The sequence below is a fragment of the Clostridioides sp. ES-W-0016-02 genome (genome assembly GCF_020641035.1).
Classification (GTDB): domain Bacteria; phylum Bacillota; class Clostridia; order Peptostreptococcales; family Peptostreptococcaceae; genus Clostridioides.
Genome location: NZ_CP061361.1, coordinates 3,079,656 through 3,096,184 on the forward strand (window position 1 = coordinate 3,079,656; position 16,529 = coordinate 3,096,184).

Sequence of the window (16,529 nt, forward strand, 5' to 3'; positions counted from 1 at the left end):
TAAATTAGTCTCTATACAATAGTACAAATTAAATTAATTTAATTTCAAAATTTTAAATAATGCAGGAGCTCCTGCTATTCCATAAAAAACAACCAATGTATACTTAATAAAATTCATGAAAATTATACTCATACTAGAGTCACTTATATTTAAAGTCGTTATTAATATTGAAATCAACACTTTAATAGCAACATATAAAATTCCTATTGTGACTATTCCAATCAAAAACCTACATATTCTCGAAAATACTATGTTTTTGCTCTTTTTATTTTTATTACTAAAATTAATCTTTTTATTATTATTTTCTGTAGTAAATTTAACAAACTTATCTTCAACTATATACCCAAATATAAATCCTACTAGAATACCAAATTTTTCAAAATATTCAGGGCTTTTTAGAAATATTGCTATTAATATAAATGGGATGAGTAATGCTACAAGAAAAATATATTTTTTATTATCATCGATATAGTCAAATACTTTTACAAATACAATGGTAAAAAATATGCCAAGTATCCAACCAGCAATTACATCTATAGGCCAATGAACAGCCAAATATAGTCGAGATAATCCTACTCCTAAAACCATCACTGCACCCAACAAACGTATATAGTTTCTTTTAAATATAGTCATAATACTAACCCAAAATGTAGTTGCAGTTTGAGTATGTGCACTTGGAAAAGAGTATCCTCCAGCGGTAGAAACTCTCAGTGATTCAAGACCTTTTATACCTATTGGTCTAGGAGCTTTTACAAATTCTTTAATACCTAGGTTCACAATAAAATTTCCAACTATCGCGAACAACATTTTTTGTCCACATTTTTTATTTATACACCAATATATAACTGCTGTAATTAATATCAATAATGGTGCTTCTGTACTTACTGTAAATACAAGAAATATAAAATTTAAAATTGGATTTCTTAAACTCTGGAAAAATAATAATATACTCAATTGAATATCCATACCGATGTCTCCTTTACTAAAATTTTATATACTTAATTAAAAAGCACTAACTCCTACAGAGATTAGTGCTTTTAATTCACATTTAAGTCTATTCTACATCCTCAACTATACCTATATAAGGTAAATTTCTGTATTTTTCAGCATAATCTATTCCATAACCAACAATGAATTTATCTTCTATAACAAATCCAACATAGTCTACAGGTATATTAGCTTTTCTTCTTTGAGGCTTATCAAGTAGAGTGCATAATTTTAGAGATTTTGGATTTCTAGTTTTTAAAGCTGCAACTAGATTACTTAATGTTAAACCAGAATCTATTATATCCTCTACAATTAACACATTCTTTCCTTCAATATCTACATCTAAATCTTTTAATATTTTAACTGTACCAGAAGATTCTGTTGAATTTCCATAACTTGTAACACTCATAAAATCTATATTTACATCTAAATCTATACATCTTATTAAATCTGAAACAAATACACTAGCTCCTTTAAGTATACCTACTACTAGTAAATCTTCACCTTTAAAATCTTCTTCTATTTTTTTACCTAATTCATAAACTTTTGCTTTTATCTGTTCTTCTGTCAACATTTTTCCTGTAACTTTGTACATCTTGAATCCTCCCGCTTTCCATCTATTAACCTATATATTATAGCATACTGAAATATCAATTAAAATCTTTTTCATCATTTTTAAACCTAAATTAACAGCTTATCCATACTTTTTTGCTTTTTCTCTTAAAAATTTGGAATAAATATTCCTTTGTATTATAATCTATATGTAAATATATTAATCAGTTATTTTTATTAATTATATAATTTTATTTTTGGAGGTACTTTTATGAGCACAAATCATGGAGCTAATTTATATAGTTTATCTAGTAAGTATGGCTTTTCAAAAGAAGAATTTATGGATTTTAGTTCTAATATAAACCCTTTTGGTACATCAGTTTTAGCCAAACAATACATTGTAAACAATATAGATATAGTATCTATGTATCCTGACCCTGATTACATAGACTTAAAAACTTCTATATCTAACTACTGTAAGTGTTCTATAGATAATATAGTACTTGGTAGTGGAGCTACAGAATTAATTTCATCTTTTATACATACAATTAACCCTAAACAAGCTCTTTTACTTTCTCCTGCTTATTCAGAGTATGAAAAAGAACTATCTAAAATTAATTGTTCTATAGATAAATATTTTGCTAATGAAGAAGATAATTTTCATATAAAATTAGAAAATCTTATAAAGACTATTAATTCTAAAGACTATGATTTAGTTGTAATCTGCAATCCTAACAATCCAACTGGATTTGCATTTAACAAAATAGAAATAAAAGAAATATTAAAAAACACAAATAAATTTTTAATGATTGATGAAACTTATGTAGAGTTTACTGATACAAATATATACTCTTCTACTCAATTAGTCGATGATTATTCTAATTTATTTGTTATAAGAGGAACATCAAAATTTTTTTCAACACCAGGCATAAGACTTGGATATGGACTTATATCTGATAATGCTGTTAAGAATAAAATAAATAACAACTTAGATTTATGGAATATCAACATAATAGCCTCTAAGATGGGAGAAATAATGTTTAGAGATTCAAACTTTATCTCTAGTACTATTTCCTTAATGAATACTGAAAGAAATTACTTACTTGGGGAGCTTAAAAGCATAGACAGCCTAGATGTATATGATACTCAAGGTAATTTTATATTATGTAAAATTAAAACAAAGGAATTTACTGCTAAAGCTCTTCGTGAGAAACTAATTCCTCAAAAGATAATAATAAGAGATTGTTATTCATTTGAAGGTTTAGATGAATACTTTTTTAGAGTATGTATATTAAAGCCTGATGAAAATAAATTATTAATATCATCTCTTAAAACAGTTTTTAGATAGAAAAATACTAGATACAGATTAGCATAAAGAATACAAAAATATATAATTACGAAAGACTTATAATTATAAAAAAATGAGCTATCTCTTTTTGAGATAACTCATTTTTATTTATTAAGAAATTAAGCGCTTTGCTTTTCTTTATTTCCTTTTTTACTCATTCCATCATTTATTTTATCGACAACTACTGCTATTGCATTATCTCCTGATACATTACATGCTGTACCAAAACTATCTTGAGTTAAGTATAAAGCTATCATTAAGCTCGCAAGACCACCATCTGATGGTATTCCAACCATTGGTAAGAAAGGAAGTGCACTCATTATAGCTCCTCCTGGTGCTCCTGGTGCTGCAACCATTGCTATCCCCAACATTGCAATGTAAGGGAATAATACATTGATTCCATGAGGCATACCATTCATCATTAAAACTGCTGTTGTAAATCCAGTTATAGATATCATACTACCTGATAGATGTATTGTTGCACAAAGAGGTACAACGAATTCTCTTATTTGTTTACTTACACCATTGTTTTCTGCACAACCAACGTTAACTGGTATAGTTGCTGCTGAAGATTGAGTACCTATAGCTGTTAAATATCCAGGTATTTGATTTTTTAACATTTTGATTGGATTCTTTCCTGAGAATGCTCCTGCTGCTGTGAATTGACATGCCATGTATACAAAGTGTAATGGTATTACAACTAAATAAACTTTCCAGAATACTCCTAATATTGTCCATACTTGTCCTGCTATAGTTATATTTGCAAAAGTTCCTGCTATATATAATGGTAATAAGGGTATAATTACTGTTGACAACGTTTTCGTTACTATTTCTTGGAATTCTTGGAAGAAATTAAATAGAACTTCTCCTTTTCCATGATTTCTTAAAGCTGATATTCCAAGTCCCATTACAAATGCAAACACTATTGCTGCTGTTACATCTACCATAGGCTCTAGTGGAATTGTAAATATTGGTGCTAACATTCCTGCTTCTGGGTCTCCAATTTGACTTGCTACACTTGCATCAATAAAATTTGGAAATATTAACATAGATACTGCAAATGACAATACTCCTGCAATTAAAGTAGAACCATATGCTATTCCTGTAGTTATTCCTAATAACTTTCCTGCTCCTGTTGCTAAATCAGCTATCCCTGCTGTTACAAATCCTATAATTATAAATGGTATGACAAACTTTAAGAATGCTGAGAATAAAGTACTAACTGTTACTAATATTTGAACTATTATTTCTGGTGCATAACTTCCGATTAAAATACCGACTATGATACCGATGATTAGTTTAGGCACTAAACCTATCTTTTTCTTACTCATAATTTTTCCCTCCATAAATTTTTTTAGATTAAGTATTCTTGTACATTGAATACTTTGTCAATCATTGAATCCCCCCACTTCTTATGATAATAGAGTTTTATCTCTCCGTCAACATTTTAACCATTTTTTGTTAATAATAAAAAGAATAACACTTATAAAGTGTTATTCTTCTTCATCTTTTATAGAAAATTCTACATTTTCAATTATATTTGAATGTTTATCCTGTTTTGCAATGATTCTGTATTTATTAATTTCTTCATTCACAATACCTATACTCCAAATTAATACTATAGCATCATCTATAAATCCAAATGCTCCAGCGAGCATTTCAGGTATTATATCAATACCAGATACAAAGTAGGATACAGTAAAAACTAATACAGAAACTACTTTGACCTTATCAATTATATTTATTCTTTTATCTGTCATAAAATCTGGTAGTTTAAGTAAATCAAATATAAAAAGTAATCCAAACTTAGCATTTTTAAATCTTACTAAAATTTTTTTTAAAGTATCTAAAATTATATCAATAACTCTTTTTAAAAGTTCCATATTTATCACCTCTTATAATCATAGGTTACTCTACATTATAACCGATATAATTAATTTGATGAATATTTTAGATATAAATTTTATTAATTAGTTTATACTTAAATTGTATTGATTACATATGGACAGTTATATAATAACTTAAGTATTTTAAATTGTTTATAATTTTTACAATAATATTAATTTGTTTTTAATTATAACAATTCAATTCCTGCGTTTCTAAAATTTTCAATCATATCTTGTGGCCATACTCCAACTTGTACTTCCCCTATATGTGCCTTTTGCAAGAAATACATACAGATTCTTGATTGACCAATTCCTCCACCAATTGTATATGGAAGCTCACCATTTAAAAGCATTTTATGATAATCAAATTCTTTTCTATCTTCACATCCAGCAAGCTTTAACTGTCTATCTAGTGATTCTTCATCAACTCTAATTCCCATTGATGATAATTCTAATGCAGAATCTAGAACAGGGTTATAAAATAGTATATCTCCATTTAATTCCCAATCATCATAATCAGGGCTTCTTCCATCATGTTTTTCTCCTGATACTAATGTCTTTCCTATTTGTGTTATAAATACAGCTTTTTTATCTTTTACAATTTTATCTTCTCTATCTTTTGGCGATAACTCTGGATACATATCTTCTAATTCCTGTGATGTTATAAATGTTATTTCTTCTGGTAAAATTTCTTTTATACCTTCATACATACTACACACAAATATTTCAGTATCTTTAAATACTCCATATAATCTTTTTACAACGTCTTCTAAAGTTTTTTCATTTCTGCTACTTTTTTCTATAACTAATTCCCAGTCCCATTGGTCTACATATAAAGAATGTATATTGTCCAGTTCTTCATTTTTTCTTATTGCATTCATATCTGTATATAAACCACTTCCAACTGCAAAACCATATTTTTTAAGAGCTAATCTCTTCCATTTTGCAAGTGATTGAACAATTTCTGCATTTTTATCCATAAATGGTATATCAAAGCTTACTGCTTTTTCTCCATTTAAATTATCATTTGCACCTGTTTCAGGCAATACAAATAGTGGTGAAGAAACTCTTATTAAATTTAACTCATTACTCAATCTCATTTCAAAGAAATCTTTTAATTTTTTTATGGCTACTTGTGTATCAATTACATTTAGACTGCTTTTATAATCTTTTGGTATTATTGTACTCATACTATTCACTCCCTATATTCTATATATTTTTCCATTAAAAAAACCTCTCATCCCTATAAAAAGGGACGAAAGGTTGCTTTTCCGCGGTACCACCCTGATTAGTTTGAAATAGATTCAAACCCAGCTCATAATGTACAGATATTACTCGATACATCCCAATATGATAACGGTTTGGTTCCGACTAAGCCTACTCTTTTAAAATTTCAGTTAGCAACTCCAGGATGTTCTTCACTATAGACTTCATATTGGTCTCACACCATCACCAACTCGCTTTAATTACATTCTATACCTACTCTTCCTTTCAACGTCTTTAAAGTTTTATTTTTACTTTAATAAAAGTTAACTTTTGTGTTTTCTATTTATTCATAATAGTATGATAAGTGATTAGTTAAATTTTGTCAAGTTTATTATTTTTTATTTTTTATATACTTTATACATTTTTCCCCATGTTTTATAAGTTTTCAAATGTAGTTTTTAATCTATCCATACATTCTTTTAATAGAGATTGTGGGCATGCTACATTTATTCTTTCAAACCCAATACCTTCTTTTCCAAATATATAACCTTCATCAAATAGTACATTGGCTTTTTTAAACATTAAATCTTCAAGTTCTACTTCATTTAATCCATAAGCAGTAAAGTCTAGCCAAACTAGATATGTCCCTTCTGGATAAACAAGTTTAACTTTTGGTAAGTATTCTTTTAAGTATTCATCAATAAATTTTATATTATTATCTAGATATTCATTTAATTCATCAAGCCAGTCTTCACTTTCATTATATGCTGCAATAGTAGCTACAATAGCAAAAGGATTTGGTGAATTACCAACTCCAACAGCTGTAACTTCATCTTGATACTTCTTCTTTAACTCTTTATTATTCACTATTATATTGGATAATTGCATTCCAGCTAAATTGAATGTCTTACTTGGAGCTATACATGTGACTATTTTCTCTTTATATTCTGGGCATAATGATTGTAAAGGAATATGTTTAAATCCTTTTCGAATTAAGTCAGAGTGTATTTCATCTGCTATTATCCACAAGTCATATTTTTTGCATATTTCTACGACTTTTTTTAATTCTTCTTCTCTCCATACTCTACCAACAGGATTGTGAGGGCTACAAAGAATAAGTACTTTATTATTGCCACACTTAGCTTTTTCTTCTAAATCAGTGTAATCCATTCTATAAGTTCCATTTTCATATATTAGAGAATTATTTACAACTTCCCTATTATTGCTTTTTATCTTTGCTTCAAATGGATAATATACTGGTTTTTGAATTATTACTCCTTCTCCAGAGTTTGTTAATATTCTTACTAAAATAGCTACAGCAGGTACAACTCCAGGGCTAAAAACAATATCTTCTCTATTTACTTCCCAGTTAAATCTTCTTTTATACCATCCACAAACTGCATCAAAGTATTCGTCACTATTATTAGAACTATATCCAAATATTTTGTGGTCGATTTTTTTATGTAATGCTTCTATTATTGGTTCTGCACATTCAAAATCCATATCTGCAATCCAAAAAGGTAAACCATCTTTTTGTGCTTTTGGTGAACAATTAGTTCTGAAATCCCACTTTACACAGTCTGTTCCTACTCTGTCTACAACTCTATCAAAATTATATTTACTCATTTAAGCCTCCTAAAAATATAAATTCTATAAATATTAAATTTGTCACTACTTGTAATCTAATGACATTTTACCACTCTACACACTATAATAATAATACTTTTTGGTTTAATAGATTTAAAATATATCTATTTTTCCTACAATAGATTTTTTAGATATTGTAAAAATAACTTCATTACAACAAAATAAAAAGAGACTATTTACGTCAATAATATTACAACTAACATAAAAAACCTCTTTTCATAAGTTTAAAAAATTTTAAATATAAATCAATTAATTTAAAATCTTATCCTAATCTCTTTTCAACTAGTCTGCACCAGATATCAACTCCATATTCTAAAGCCTTAGTATCAAACGTCACATTAGGATTGTGGAATCCTGGTGTAGCATCAGCACCTAGTCCAATATATGTAGTCTTACATTTTAGCTTTTGAGTATAATAGTGAAAATCTTCTCCACCAGAGTTTTTAAATACACCTATAGATGCATCTTCACCAAGTACATCTTTAATAGTCTCTTCAGCTAAACTTACAAGACCTTCATCAAACTCTGCTGCTGGAACTCCATCTTTTGAAAGCAATATAGCCTCTGCGTTTATAGAACTTGCAGCGGTTTTTATAGCATGAATAGCTTTTTCTTTTAATTCTTCTATTATTTCATTACTCTCTGCTCTTATATCTAAAGCCATAAAAGCTTCATCTGGTATATTATTATATGTTTCACCTTTAACTGATATATTTGTAACTTTAATAGAATTTGGAACAGCTGGATTTACTCTTATTGCATTTATTGCATTTACTGCTAAACATACAGCATCTACTGCATTTACACCTAAGTGTGGCTTAGAACCATGACAAGTAATACCTTTAATAGTAAATTCCATTATGCAACTGGCACAATGATACATTGCAGGTATGGCCTTTCCTAATCTACAATCTTGCCCAGGTCTTAAATGCATACCTACCATCTCTTCAACATCATCTAATAAACCAGAATCTATTACTCTTAATGCTCCATAAAGTTTTTCTTCACCTGGTTGAAAAATTATTTTAAGTTTTCCTTTTTTTACTAAGTCCCTCTCTTTTATTAAACTTGCAGCTGTTAGAAGCATGGAAGTGTGACCATCATGACCACAAGCATGTATCATTTTCTTTTCTCCATCTATTATAAATTCTAATGCATCTATATCTGCTCTTATCGCAAATACTGGTCCTTCTTTTTTTGAGTCTATTGTTACTATAATGCCAGTTTCTGCAACACCTTCATCTATATTTTCAAATCCCATTTTTTTAAGTTCTTCTAAAATAAATGTAGATGTCTTGTATTCTTCAAATCCTTTTTCTGGAATTGTATGTAAATAATCATACACCTTATGTACATAGTCAATATAACTTTTATTATTTTCCATAATATAATACCTCCATAAATTTTAATTTTTACCTTATATTACTCTTTTCCATATGTTGTCTATACTACAAAATAATTCATTATAAGCATTGCAATACATCCATTTAAAGTTGCTATTATAAACATATGTGGATAGTATTTAGTTTTTAATTCGGCTGTTCCTAACAACCTACCCATAAACTGTATCTGAGCTCCTGAAAGTAATAACATTGGTAAAAGTATTGCAACATGTGCTTGATTTATTTGACCTGCTGTAAACAAGCCAGCTATTACCCCAGAAGCTCCTCCCATTGATATAAATATTGTCATTATTGCAGTTGCTGCAACACCTGGAAGTCCAAATATGCTCATTACAGGTGTGAAAATTGTTCCTATTATATCCAAAAGACCAGTTAAATTGAATATAGAAATTATAGCAAAACCAAATATAACATTTGGAGCCATTGAATTTGTGCTTATTTGAAACCCGTTTCTAGCTCCACCAATAAATGCATCTATCACATTTCCTTTTTTAACTTTCACCTCTTTTTTTGCTATATCACTCATATTAAGCTTCCTCCTTTTCGAATTTATTTAAGTATAATCTAAGTAAGTTTGCTCCAACAAATTTCATAATTAAGATCAAGGCAAGTGGTATAAATATTGGAACATCGCCTATAAATGGAAACAATGCTGCTCCTGAAGCAAAGAAATTTGTGATTGCAGATGCTCCAGAAAACTGAAATGCACAGAAAACAGCTTTTTGCTTTTCATCTATATACCCATCATCTTTAAGTTCCTTAGTCATAGATGCAGCAGCGTCTGTAGATTGTAAACTAGCTATTAAAGTTAATCCTGCAAATCCAGGTAATCCTAGTAATGGTTTTAATAGTGGACTAAGAAGTTTTTGCGCTGCTTTCATACCATCTAAGTGGTCTATAACTCTGACTATTCCAAGTGCAAACATAACTGATGGTATTAAAGTCAATGCATATAGCCATCCATCACGAGGACCAGTCCCTCCATCCCCTCTGAAGTTTGCAGCTAATGTACCTACACCATCATTAACTGTCCCCAGTGAACCAAAGTTTCCTAATACATTATTAAAATCTAGTACTTTTAATGCTCCAGGTGCATCTTTAAATATTCCTGAAAAGAATAATGCTCCTAATATTAATGCTACATACCCATACCATTTAACTTCTATTTTTTCTGTTGTTGATTCTAGCTTGCTCATATAAATTCTCCCTCCTGCTTAAATAAATTTTATTAGTACACCTTTTCATTAAGCAAAACCCATGCCAATACTTTAATAATAATATTTTTTCATTTGTTTTTTTATTGTTAATTTTTTACATCATATAAATTGCTTGCAATTGCTAACTTTTTAAACTTATATTTATACATCTTTTATTGTCATGCAGTAGAAAAATCTTTATATTATAAATATTTTTCTATATAATTTTTCAAACTAATTTTATAAATAGGATTTTATAGGATAAAAACCTATAAAATCCTATTATTTAGCTAAATATATAAATTTATCATGTTATTTGTTGTATAATATAACTTGTTCTGCTCTTAAAAAAGCAAACTAAATATTACCTTAGTTAGGAGAAATAAAATGGACAGAAAAAAATTAATCCTTATAACATATGATAAATTAAATGCTGACCACTACAAAGAAGAGTTAATAAGCTTTTTTGGAGATGAAATAAGTATAGAAACTCAAAACATACTTGATGGTATAAGAGAGAATTTAGAGGGTGATGTAGTTCTTTCTCTATCACCTTTAACTAGTAATTTTTTAATAAAGCATTTCAAGGAAGACATTGAAATTATCCATGGAACAAAGGCACTTTCAAAGCTTGGATATGAGAAAATGATGAAACTACCTCCAGGTACAAAATCATTACTTATGACTACCAATAAAACTTCAGCGTTTGAAATGGCTACTTATTTATATAAAATAGGAATAAATCATATCGATTTTGTACCAACATACCCAAACTGTGAAGAAATATATGATTTAGATACAGCTATAACACCAGGTCAGACTAGATTTATACCAAAATACATAAAAAATATCGTTGACTTAGGTTGGAGAAAAATTTCATTAGATACATATATGTCGTTACTAGTAGTATTAAAGCTAAAAAACGAGAAGTTTATAGAAAAACTATACAAGCTATCTAAGGAAATACTTAGTCATGATTTTTTAAATACATCATTAGATAATATATCTAAATTAAAAACTATACTCTATATGACTATTGACGAAATTGGAGATGGGTTAATATTTTTCAATACATTCAACAAGGTTACATTTGTAAATAAATCTTTACTAAGCATGTTGGAATTAGATGAAAAGCTCATAAAATCACCTTCTTTAATGGAATATTTACCAAAGAGTTTTTTGGATAAAATCACTCAAAATCTAAACATAGATAATATGATTATATACATAGATGAAATAGACAAAAAATTTATACTATCAAAAAAACCATTTTATCTTTATAAAAATATAGAAGGTTGCTTAATTACATTAAAAGATGTAAGCAAGATAGAAATACTAGAACAAAAAATAAGAAGTGACTCTGTTAAAAGAGGTTATATAGCCAAGTATAAGTTCAATAATATAATTGGAAATAGCACTGTTATAAAAGACTGTATCAAAAAAGCAAAAAAAATGGCTCTTACAGATAACCCTATTCTAATAACTGGTGAAACAGGTACTGGTAAAGAAGCTTTTACTCAATCAATACACAACCATTCTCCTAGAAAAAATAAACCTTTTGTAGCAATAAATTGTGCTTCACTTCCAAGTGAATTGCTTGAAAGTGAACTGTTTGGATATGAAGATGGTTCTTTTACTGGAGCAAAAAAGGGTGGAAAGAAAGGATTATTTGAATTAGCTCATACTGGAACCATATTTTTAGATGAGATAGGAGATATGCCACATGATTTACAAGTAAAACTCTTAAGAGTTTTACAAGAAAAGGAAATTAGAAAAATTGGTGGTACAAATATTATTCCAATTGATGTAAGAATACTAGCTGCTACAAACAAAAACCTAGAAAAATTAATTTTAGAAAATAAATTTAGAATGGATTTGTTTTACAGGATAAGTATGTTCACATTAGAGTTGCCTCCTCTTAGAAATAGATTAGAAGATATACCATTTCTTTTAGAATCGTTTTTAAAAGAACTTCCATATAAAAATATTAAACTCGATAAAAATCTATTAAAAGCTTTAAATTCTTATACTTGGATGGGCAATATCAGAGAATTGAGAAATTGTATTGAATATATGGCTTATATGGGTTCTAATCAACTTACGATAAATGACTTGCCACAAAATATATCTTCAAAATTAAATAATCATCATATGTTAGGAAATACTTCTATATTTCATGATTTAAATCAATATGATAAAAATATATGTGTTTCTATCCTAAAATCGTTATATATAAAGCCAATGGGAAGAGCAAAACTCATGAAATTTATGGAGCATAATGTCACAGAATATGAAGTAAGAAGTATGCTAGAATATTTGACATCTAATGAATATTTAACTCCTGGTAAAGGAAGAAAAGGTAGCTCTATAACCGAAAAAGGTATAAAAATTATAGAAAATAATATATTTTAGTTTTATATTAATTCAAATTTACTACCTCAAACTTTATATTTATAATCATAAATTTTATTTTACTATAACTTATTATAAAATAATAAAAGATACCTTCAGCAAAAAAGCTATGAAGTAATAATTTTTATTATTAGTTTCATAGCTTTTAATATTAGTATATTAATTGATTTAATATTACTGATTGATAATTATAAAGTGTATCTGTTAAAGGTACAAACTCTGAACCAATCCCAAATTTTAATTCTGCAAACGCCTCTAAATAGTCTGGGTCACATACATCTTCCTGTGTTAAATCTTGAAGTACCATCTCAGTCGCAAGATAAGTCGCTAATGATGGTATAAAAGCGTCCATTGGCATAGGATATCCACCAAGTCTATTTGACATGCCAGCAGCTTTAGCCTTTTCACTTATCATATCATTTATCTTGTCATAATTTTGAGCATCTTTTTTAGCTATTTTAAATCTCATAACGCTAGGATATGTATCTGTTGGTGATGGATTACTTTGCTCTGCAACTATATATTTTAACTCTAAAGCTTTAGTTAATATAACTTCATCCATATACTCATTTACACCAAATACATTTATATCTTTTCCATACTTCTTAACCTGTTTGTCTATATCTTCATTTAAAAATTGCTTCATTTTGCCCTTATCTTCTTCTGTATTTACATTTGGTGTATCAACTTGTACAAATTGCATTCCTAAACTTCTACAAGTCTCTTTAATTTTTTCCAGTCTTTTGGCTATATTGGCATCTTTCAAATCATCCTTAGATGCATAATGAATAAAAGCTTTTGCTCCCAGTTCCTTTGAACGTTCAGCTAATAACTTTCCTCTTTCCTCTGTGTCAACGCCTAGATTTACATCTACATATTGACTCAATTGGTTTTTGTCCTCTCCCATAGGAGCTGAGATAGTTATTATTTCTGGACGCTTTTCTTTTACCTTTTGTAATGCTGGTAAAAGACCTGCTTGGTCCGCTGATACTACAATCGCCTGAATTTCTTTATCATCAGTCAATTTTACTATTTCATTTATAGACTTATCTATATTAGAAGTAAAGTTTTCTGGCAACACAACATGTTTTATAGTTCGCTCAACTCTAGCTTCACCATCTTTTTCTTTATCAGTTTCATTAGCTTCCTTATACTCTTTTGCTAAATCTTCTACTATACTGTATTGTACTTTATTTTCAGATAATGGCTGAGTTACTACTGCAACTTTGAAATCATCAATGATTTTCTCTTTATCATTTTTGCCTGTAACTAAACTACACCCTGTAATCCCAATAATTAAACATATAGATAGCATAAGTGCTGTTATTTTTTTAAGCATTAGTTAAAACCTCCTAAATTTGTACTTTCTTATCACTATTACTAATTTTATCATACTTCAAAGAAAAATTATATTATAAAAAAATTATATGCTAACTATTATAATCCAATCTAAAAAGTACTATGGGTAGATTAGATTTTGATTAAATCTACCCATAGTACTAAAAAAATTATATATTATAAAATTAAATTAACTATAAATTATTATGCTATTTGTTTTTTGCTTTTTATGAAGTTACCAACTATTCCACCCAATATAGCTGGTATTACCCAGTTAAAGCCCAAACCTGCAAGTGGTAAACTTTGTATAAATGGAACAGCTCCTGTCATTCCATTTACAGCTGATAATACACTAACTAGTAATGTAACATATGCTGCACCCTTAAATGCATTATCATTTTTTATATGCTTACCAGCTAATTCCATGATAACTATTGCCAATAAAACAGGATATATAGTTTGTAGAATTGGAACTGATATAGCTATTATAGCATCAACACCTAAATTAGATATAAGCATACTAGCCACACATATACCGATAACTAGTTGTTTATAAGTTGCTTTACTTATTCCTTCAAAATAAGTTGAAATTGATGCTGTTAGACCTGTAGAAGTAGTTAAACAGGCAAGTGCTACAATTACACCTAAAATTATCTTTCCTACTTGACCATATAATAGTATACTAGTTATCTCAACCAATAAAGATGCTTGAGGTATGCTAGTATCATATAAAGTTGAAGCTGTTGCTCCTAGATAAGTAAGACCACCATATACTAATGCCAGGAATACACAGGCTACAAAACCAGCTTTAATAGTCATACCTATTTGGTCTTTATCTAATGTATATCCTTTAGCCACTATAGACATTAACATTATAGTAGCCATAGACGCTGCACCTAGAGCATCCATTGTTTGATAACCTTGTGATATACCTTCACCAAATAGATTTTTATCTATCATATGTTCTGGACTCATAGGTCCTGCTGGAGATATTATCCCTTTTACAATTAGAACAAATAATACTAATAATAACGCTGGAGTTAAATATTTACCTATTATGTCTATAACTTTAGAAGACCTAATCGTAAATGCTAAAGTCAAACCAAAGAATATTACTGAAAATACTGCTTTAGCTACTGTTCCATGGTCTCCAAATATAGGTATAATACCCATTTCATATGTTGTTGCACAAGTTCTTGGTATAACAAGAAGTGCTAAACATGCTAGAGCAGCTACACTCATTACTCTTGCTAATCCTTTACCTGCTCTTCTAAGTACATCATCCATGCTTCCTTTACATCTTGCTGTTGCTATGATAACAAGCATTGCTATACCAGCATCTGCAACAACAAAGCCAACAAGAGGAATTAACCAGTCTTTACCGGATTCCATTCCTAAAAATGGAGGGAACATAAGATTTCCTGCGCCAAAGAACATAGAGAACAAAGCAAAACCAACTATAAAAATATCTCTCATCTGCTTACTCACACCAAACTACCCCCTTTGAAAATATTTTGAATATTAAGATAATCTTACTTTATTTTCATAAAAATGTCAATCTGGTAAAAATTCTCATATTGTTAACGTTTTCCCAATTTAATATTTGCATATAATTTTCATTTTATGATAATTCCCATCAGTTTTGTTAAATCAATTGCTTGCGACACATCAAAACAAGCTCCCCTAATATCATTTATTCCTACTTCAATACCTTCAATATTATTAGTTGTAAAATCTACTCCAGAAAGTTTAGTTCCATTAAAATTCGATTTTTTTAAATTTGTATACTCGAATACTAAATTTTCATTTTTTACTTCCTGAAACACAGAACTTTCAAAATTTGAATCTAAAATAGAAACTATCTTGAACTTAGAAAACGAGAAGTTAGAATATCTACCTAAAACATCCTTAAACAATACGTTTTTAAGTATACAATCATCCAATCTAACTCCTATTAATTTGCTGTCTTTAAATTCAACTCTGTATATACTTCCTCCATAGAAAGACGTATTGGATAAATTACAGTTTTCAAATACTACATCAAATAAGTCAATCTTTTTTAAATTACAATTTTCAAAGGATACATTTCTAAATATACAAGATTCAAAACTTGCTCCTGTAATATCTAAATCACTTATAACCTCATTTTCTATAGTTTTATTAAATATTTTTTCATCATTGAATATATCATCTAATATAACTTCAATATTTTCAACATTTTCTAATTCCCCTGTAAATTTAGGCTTTTGTACTTTAATAATCTTAGTCATTTTCTCCTCCACTATAAATTATATTATTTTTAAACTCGTTTTTATTATTATATTAAGCTATTATATGTACTTTCAATATATTAAAAAGTTTTTACGAAATATTCTTGTATTCAGTACATTTATAATTATATCACAAACTTATTTATAATGAATTTCCATTAATAACATAAGTGTTACAGAAGTATAACATTTATTATACTTCTGTAACATTTATCTTTAGAAATAATTATTCTTCATAAAAAATGACCTCGGTTTTTTATAAAATCGACAAAAAAAACGAATAA

Annotated in this window: 14 protein-coding genes and 1 other annotated feature; of the genes, 2 read left to right on the forward strand and 12 right to left on the reverse strand. The window is 28.4% G+C overall.

Features of this window, described 5'->3' with window-relative positions:
* Positions 1 to 33: 33 nt before the first annotated feature.
* Both IC758_RS14580 and hpt read right to left on the reverse strand, forming a co-directional pair.
* Positions 34 to 966 (reverse strand): phosphatase PAP2 family protein, encoded by a 933-nt coding sequence (locus IC758_RS14580; RefSeq protein ID WP_227432378.1) that lies wholly within the window; start codon positions 964 to 966, stop codon positions 34 to 36.
* A gap of 88 nt (positions 967 to 1,054) precedes the next feature.
* Positions 1,055 to 1,582: a hypoxanthine phosphoribosyltransferase gene (gene hpt / locus IC758_RS14585; protein ID WP_227432377.1), complete on the reverse strand. Its 528-nt coding sequence runs from the start codon at positions 1,580 to 1,582 to the stop codon at positions 1,055 to 1,057.
* A 228-nt stretch (positions 1,583 to 1,810) separates the two neighbouring features.
* Between hpt and IC758_RS14590 the strand changes: the two genes are divergently transcribed.
* Positions 1,811 to 2,887, forward strand: a complete 1,077-nt coding sequence (locus IC758_RS14590; protein WP_227845583.1) for a pyridoxal phosphate-dependent aminotransferase — start codon at positions 1,811 to 1,813, stop codon at positions 2,885 to 2,887.
* 119 nt (positions 2,888 to 3,006) lie between these two features.
* On the opposite strand, the gene IC758_RS14595 is transcribed toward IC758_RS14590, so the two are convergent.
* From IC758_RS14595 to IC758_RS14625, 7 genes are all read right to left on the reverse strand, one after another.
* The gene (locus IC758_RS14595) at positions 3,007 to 4,218 is read right to left on the reverse strand and encodes a dicarboxylate/amino acid:cation symporter (RefSeq protein ID WP_227483798.1); all 1,212 of its coding nucleotides are present in this window, start codon (positions 4,216 to 4,218) and stop codon (positions 3,007 to 3,009) included.
* A 162-nt stretch (positions 4,219 to 4,380) separates the two neighbouring features.
* Positions 4,381 to 4,770: a YkvA family protein gene (locus tag IC758_RS14600; RefSeq protein ID WP_227432374.1), complete on the reverse strand. Its 390-nt coding sequence runs from the start codon at positions 4,768 to 4,770 to the stop codon at positions 4,381 to 4,383.
* A 191-nt stretch (positions 4,771 to 4,961) separates the two neighbouring features.
* A complete protein-coding gene (gene asnA, locus IC758_RS14605; RefSeq protein WP_227432373.1) occupies positions 4,962 to 5,963 on the reverse strand; it encodes an aspartate--ammonia ligase in 1,002 nt (333 codons plus the stop codon).
* Positions 5,964 to 6,021: 58 nt separating this feature from the next.
* Positions 6,022 to 6,277: a binding site (T-box leader), on the reverse strand.
* A 137-nt stretch (positions 6,278 to 6,414) separates the two neighbouring features.
* Positions 6,415 to 7,605 (reverse strand): MalY/PatB family protein, encoded by a 1,191-nt coding sequence (locus IC758_RS14610; RefSeq protein WP_227860547.1) that lies wholly within the window; start codon positions 7,603 to 7,605, stop codon positions 6,415 to 6,417.
* A gap of 283 nt (positions 7,606 to 7,888) precedes the next feature.
* Positions 7,889 to 9,010, reverse strand: coding sequence for a M20 peptidase aminoacylase family protein (locus IC758_RS14615; protein WP_227835284.1), 1,122 nt, complete (start codon positions 9,008 to 9,010; stop codon positions 7,889 to 7,891).
* Positions 9,011 to 9,069: 59 nt separating this feature from the next.
* Entirely contained in the window at positions 9,070 to 9,555 is a 486-nt protein-coding gene (locus tag IC758_RS14620) for a YjiG family protein (RefSeq protein ID WP_227482732.1), read from the reverse strand.
* Between the two features lies 1 nt (position 9,556).
* Positions 9,557 to 10,225 carry a nucleoside recognition domain-containing protein gene (locus IC758_RS14625; RefSeq protein WP_227432369.1) on the reverse strand — a complete coding sequence of 223 codons (669 nt, stop codon included), beginning with the start codon at positions 10,223 to 10,225 and terminating at the stop codon, positions 9,557 to 9,559.
* A gap of 387 nt (positions 10,226 to 10,612) precedes the next feature.
* On the opposite strand from IC758_RS14625, the gene IC758_RS14630 reads away from it, so the two are divergent.
* Positions 10,613 to 12,637, forward strand: coding sequence for a sigma-54 interaction domain-containing protein (locus tag IC758_RS14630; RefSeq protein WP_227860548.1), 2,025 nt, complete (start codon positions 10,613 to 10,615; stop codon positions 12,635 to 12,637).
* Between the two features lie 151 nt (positions 12,638 to 12,788).
* Here IC758_RS14630 and IC758_RS14635 read toward each other — a convergent pair whose 3' ends face one another.
* From IC758_RS14635 to IC758_RS14645, 3 genes are all read right to left on the reverse strand, one after another.
* Positions 12,789 to 13,976 carry a DUF3798 domain-containing protein gene (locus tag IC758_RS14635; RefSeq protein WP_227860549.1) on the reverse strand — a complete coding sequence of 396 codons (1,188 nt, stop codon included), beginning with the start codon at positions 13,974 to 13,976 and terminating at the stop codon, positions 12,789 to 12,791.
* 203 nt (positions 13,977 to 14,179) lie between these two features.
* Positions 14,180 to 15,451, reverse strand: coding sequence for a branched-chain amino acid transport system II carrier protein (brnQ, locus tag IC758_RS14640; RefSeq protein WP_227860998.1), 1,272 nt, complete (start codon positions 15,449 to 15,451; stop codon positions 14,180 to 14,182).
* 140 nt (positions 15,452 to 15,591) lie between these two features.
* The gene (locus IC758_RS14645; protein WP_227860550.1) at positions 15,592 to 16,245 is read right to left on the reverse strand and encodes a pentapeptide repeat-containing protein; all 654 of its coding nucleotides are present in this window, start codon (positions 16,243 to 16,245) and stop codon (positions 15,592 to 15,594) included.
* Between the last annotated feature and the right edge of the window lie 284 nt (positions 16,246 to 16,529).

Coding starts and splice junctions, on each gene's coding strand:
- IC758_RS14580 (WP_227432378.1), bottom strand. CDS start 966: ATGGATATTCAATTGAGTATATTATTATTTTTCCAGAGTTTAAGAAAT.
- hpt (WP_227432377.1), bottom strand. CDS start 1,582: ATGTACAAAGTTACAGGAAAAATGTTGACAGAAGAACAGATAAAAGCA.
- IC758_RS14590 (WP_227845583.1), top strand. CDS start 1,811: ATGAGCACAAATCATGGAGCTAATTTATATAGTTTATCTAGTAAGTAT.
- IC758_RS14595 (WP_227483798.1), bottom strand. CDS start 4,218: ATGAGTAAGAAAAAGATAGGTTTAGTGCCTAAACTAATCATCGGTATC.
- IC758_RS14600 (WP_227432374.1), bottom strand. CDS start 4,770: ATGGAACTTTTAAAAAGAGTTATTGATATAATTTTAGATACTTTAAAA.
- asnA (WP_227432373.1), bottom strand. CDS start 5,963: ATGAGTACAATAATACCAAAAGATTATAAAAGCAGTCTAAATGTAATT.
- IC758_RS14610 (WP_227860547.1), bottom strand. CDS start 7,605: ATGAGTAAATATAATTTTGATAGAGTTGTAGACAGAGTAGGAACAGAC.
- IC758_RS14615 (WP_227835284.1), bottom strand. CDS start 9,010: ATGGAAAATAATAAAAGTTATATTGACTATGTACATAAGGTGTATGAT.
- IC758_RS14620 (WP_227482732.1), bottom strand. CDS start 9,555: ATGAGTGATATAGCAAAAAAAGAGGTGAAAGTTAAAAAAGGAAATGTG.
- IC758_RS14625 (WP_227432369.1), bottom strand. CDS start 10,225: ATGAGCAAGCTAGAATCAACAACAGAAAAAATAGAAGTTAAATGGTAT.
- IC758_RS14630 (WP_227860548.1), top strand. CDS start 10,613: ATGGACAGAAAAAAATTAATCCTTATAACATATGATAAATTAAATGCT.
- IC758_RS14635 (WP_227860549.1), bottom strand. CDS start 13,976: ATGCTTAAAAAAATAACAGCACTTATGCTATCTATATGTTTAATTATT.
- brnQ (WP_227860998.1), bottom strand. CDS start 15,451: ATGAGAGATATTTTTATAGTTGGTTTTGCTTTGTTCTCTATGTTCTTT.
- IC758_RS14645 (WP_227860550.1), bottom strand. CDS start 16,245: ATGACTAAGATTATTAAAGTACAAAAGCCTAAATTTACAGGGGAATTA.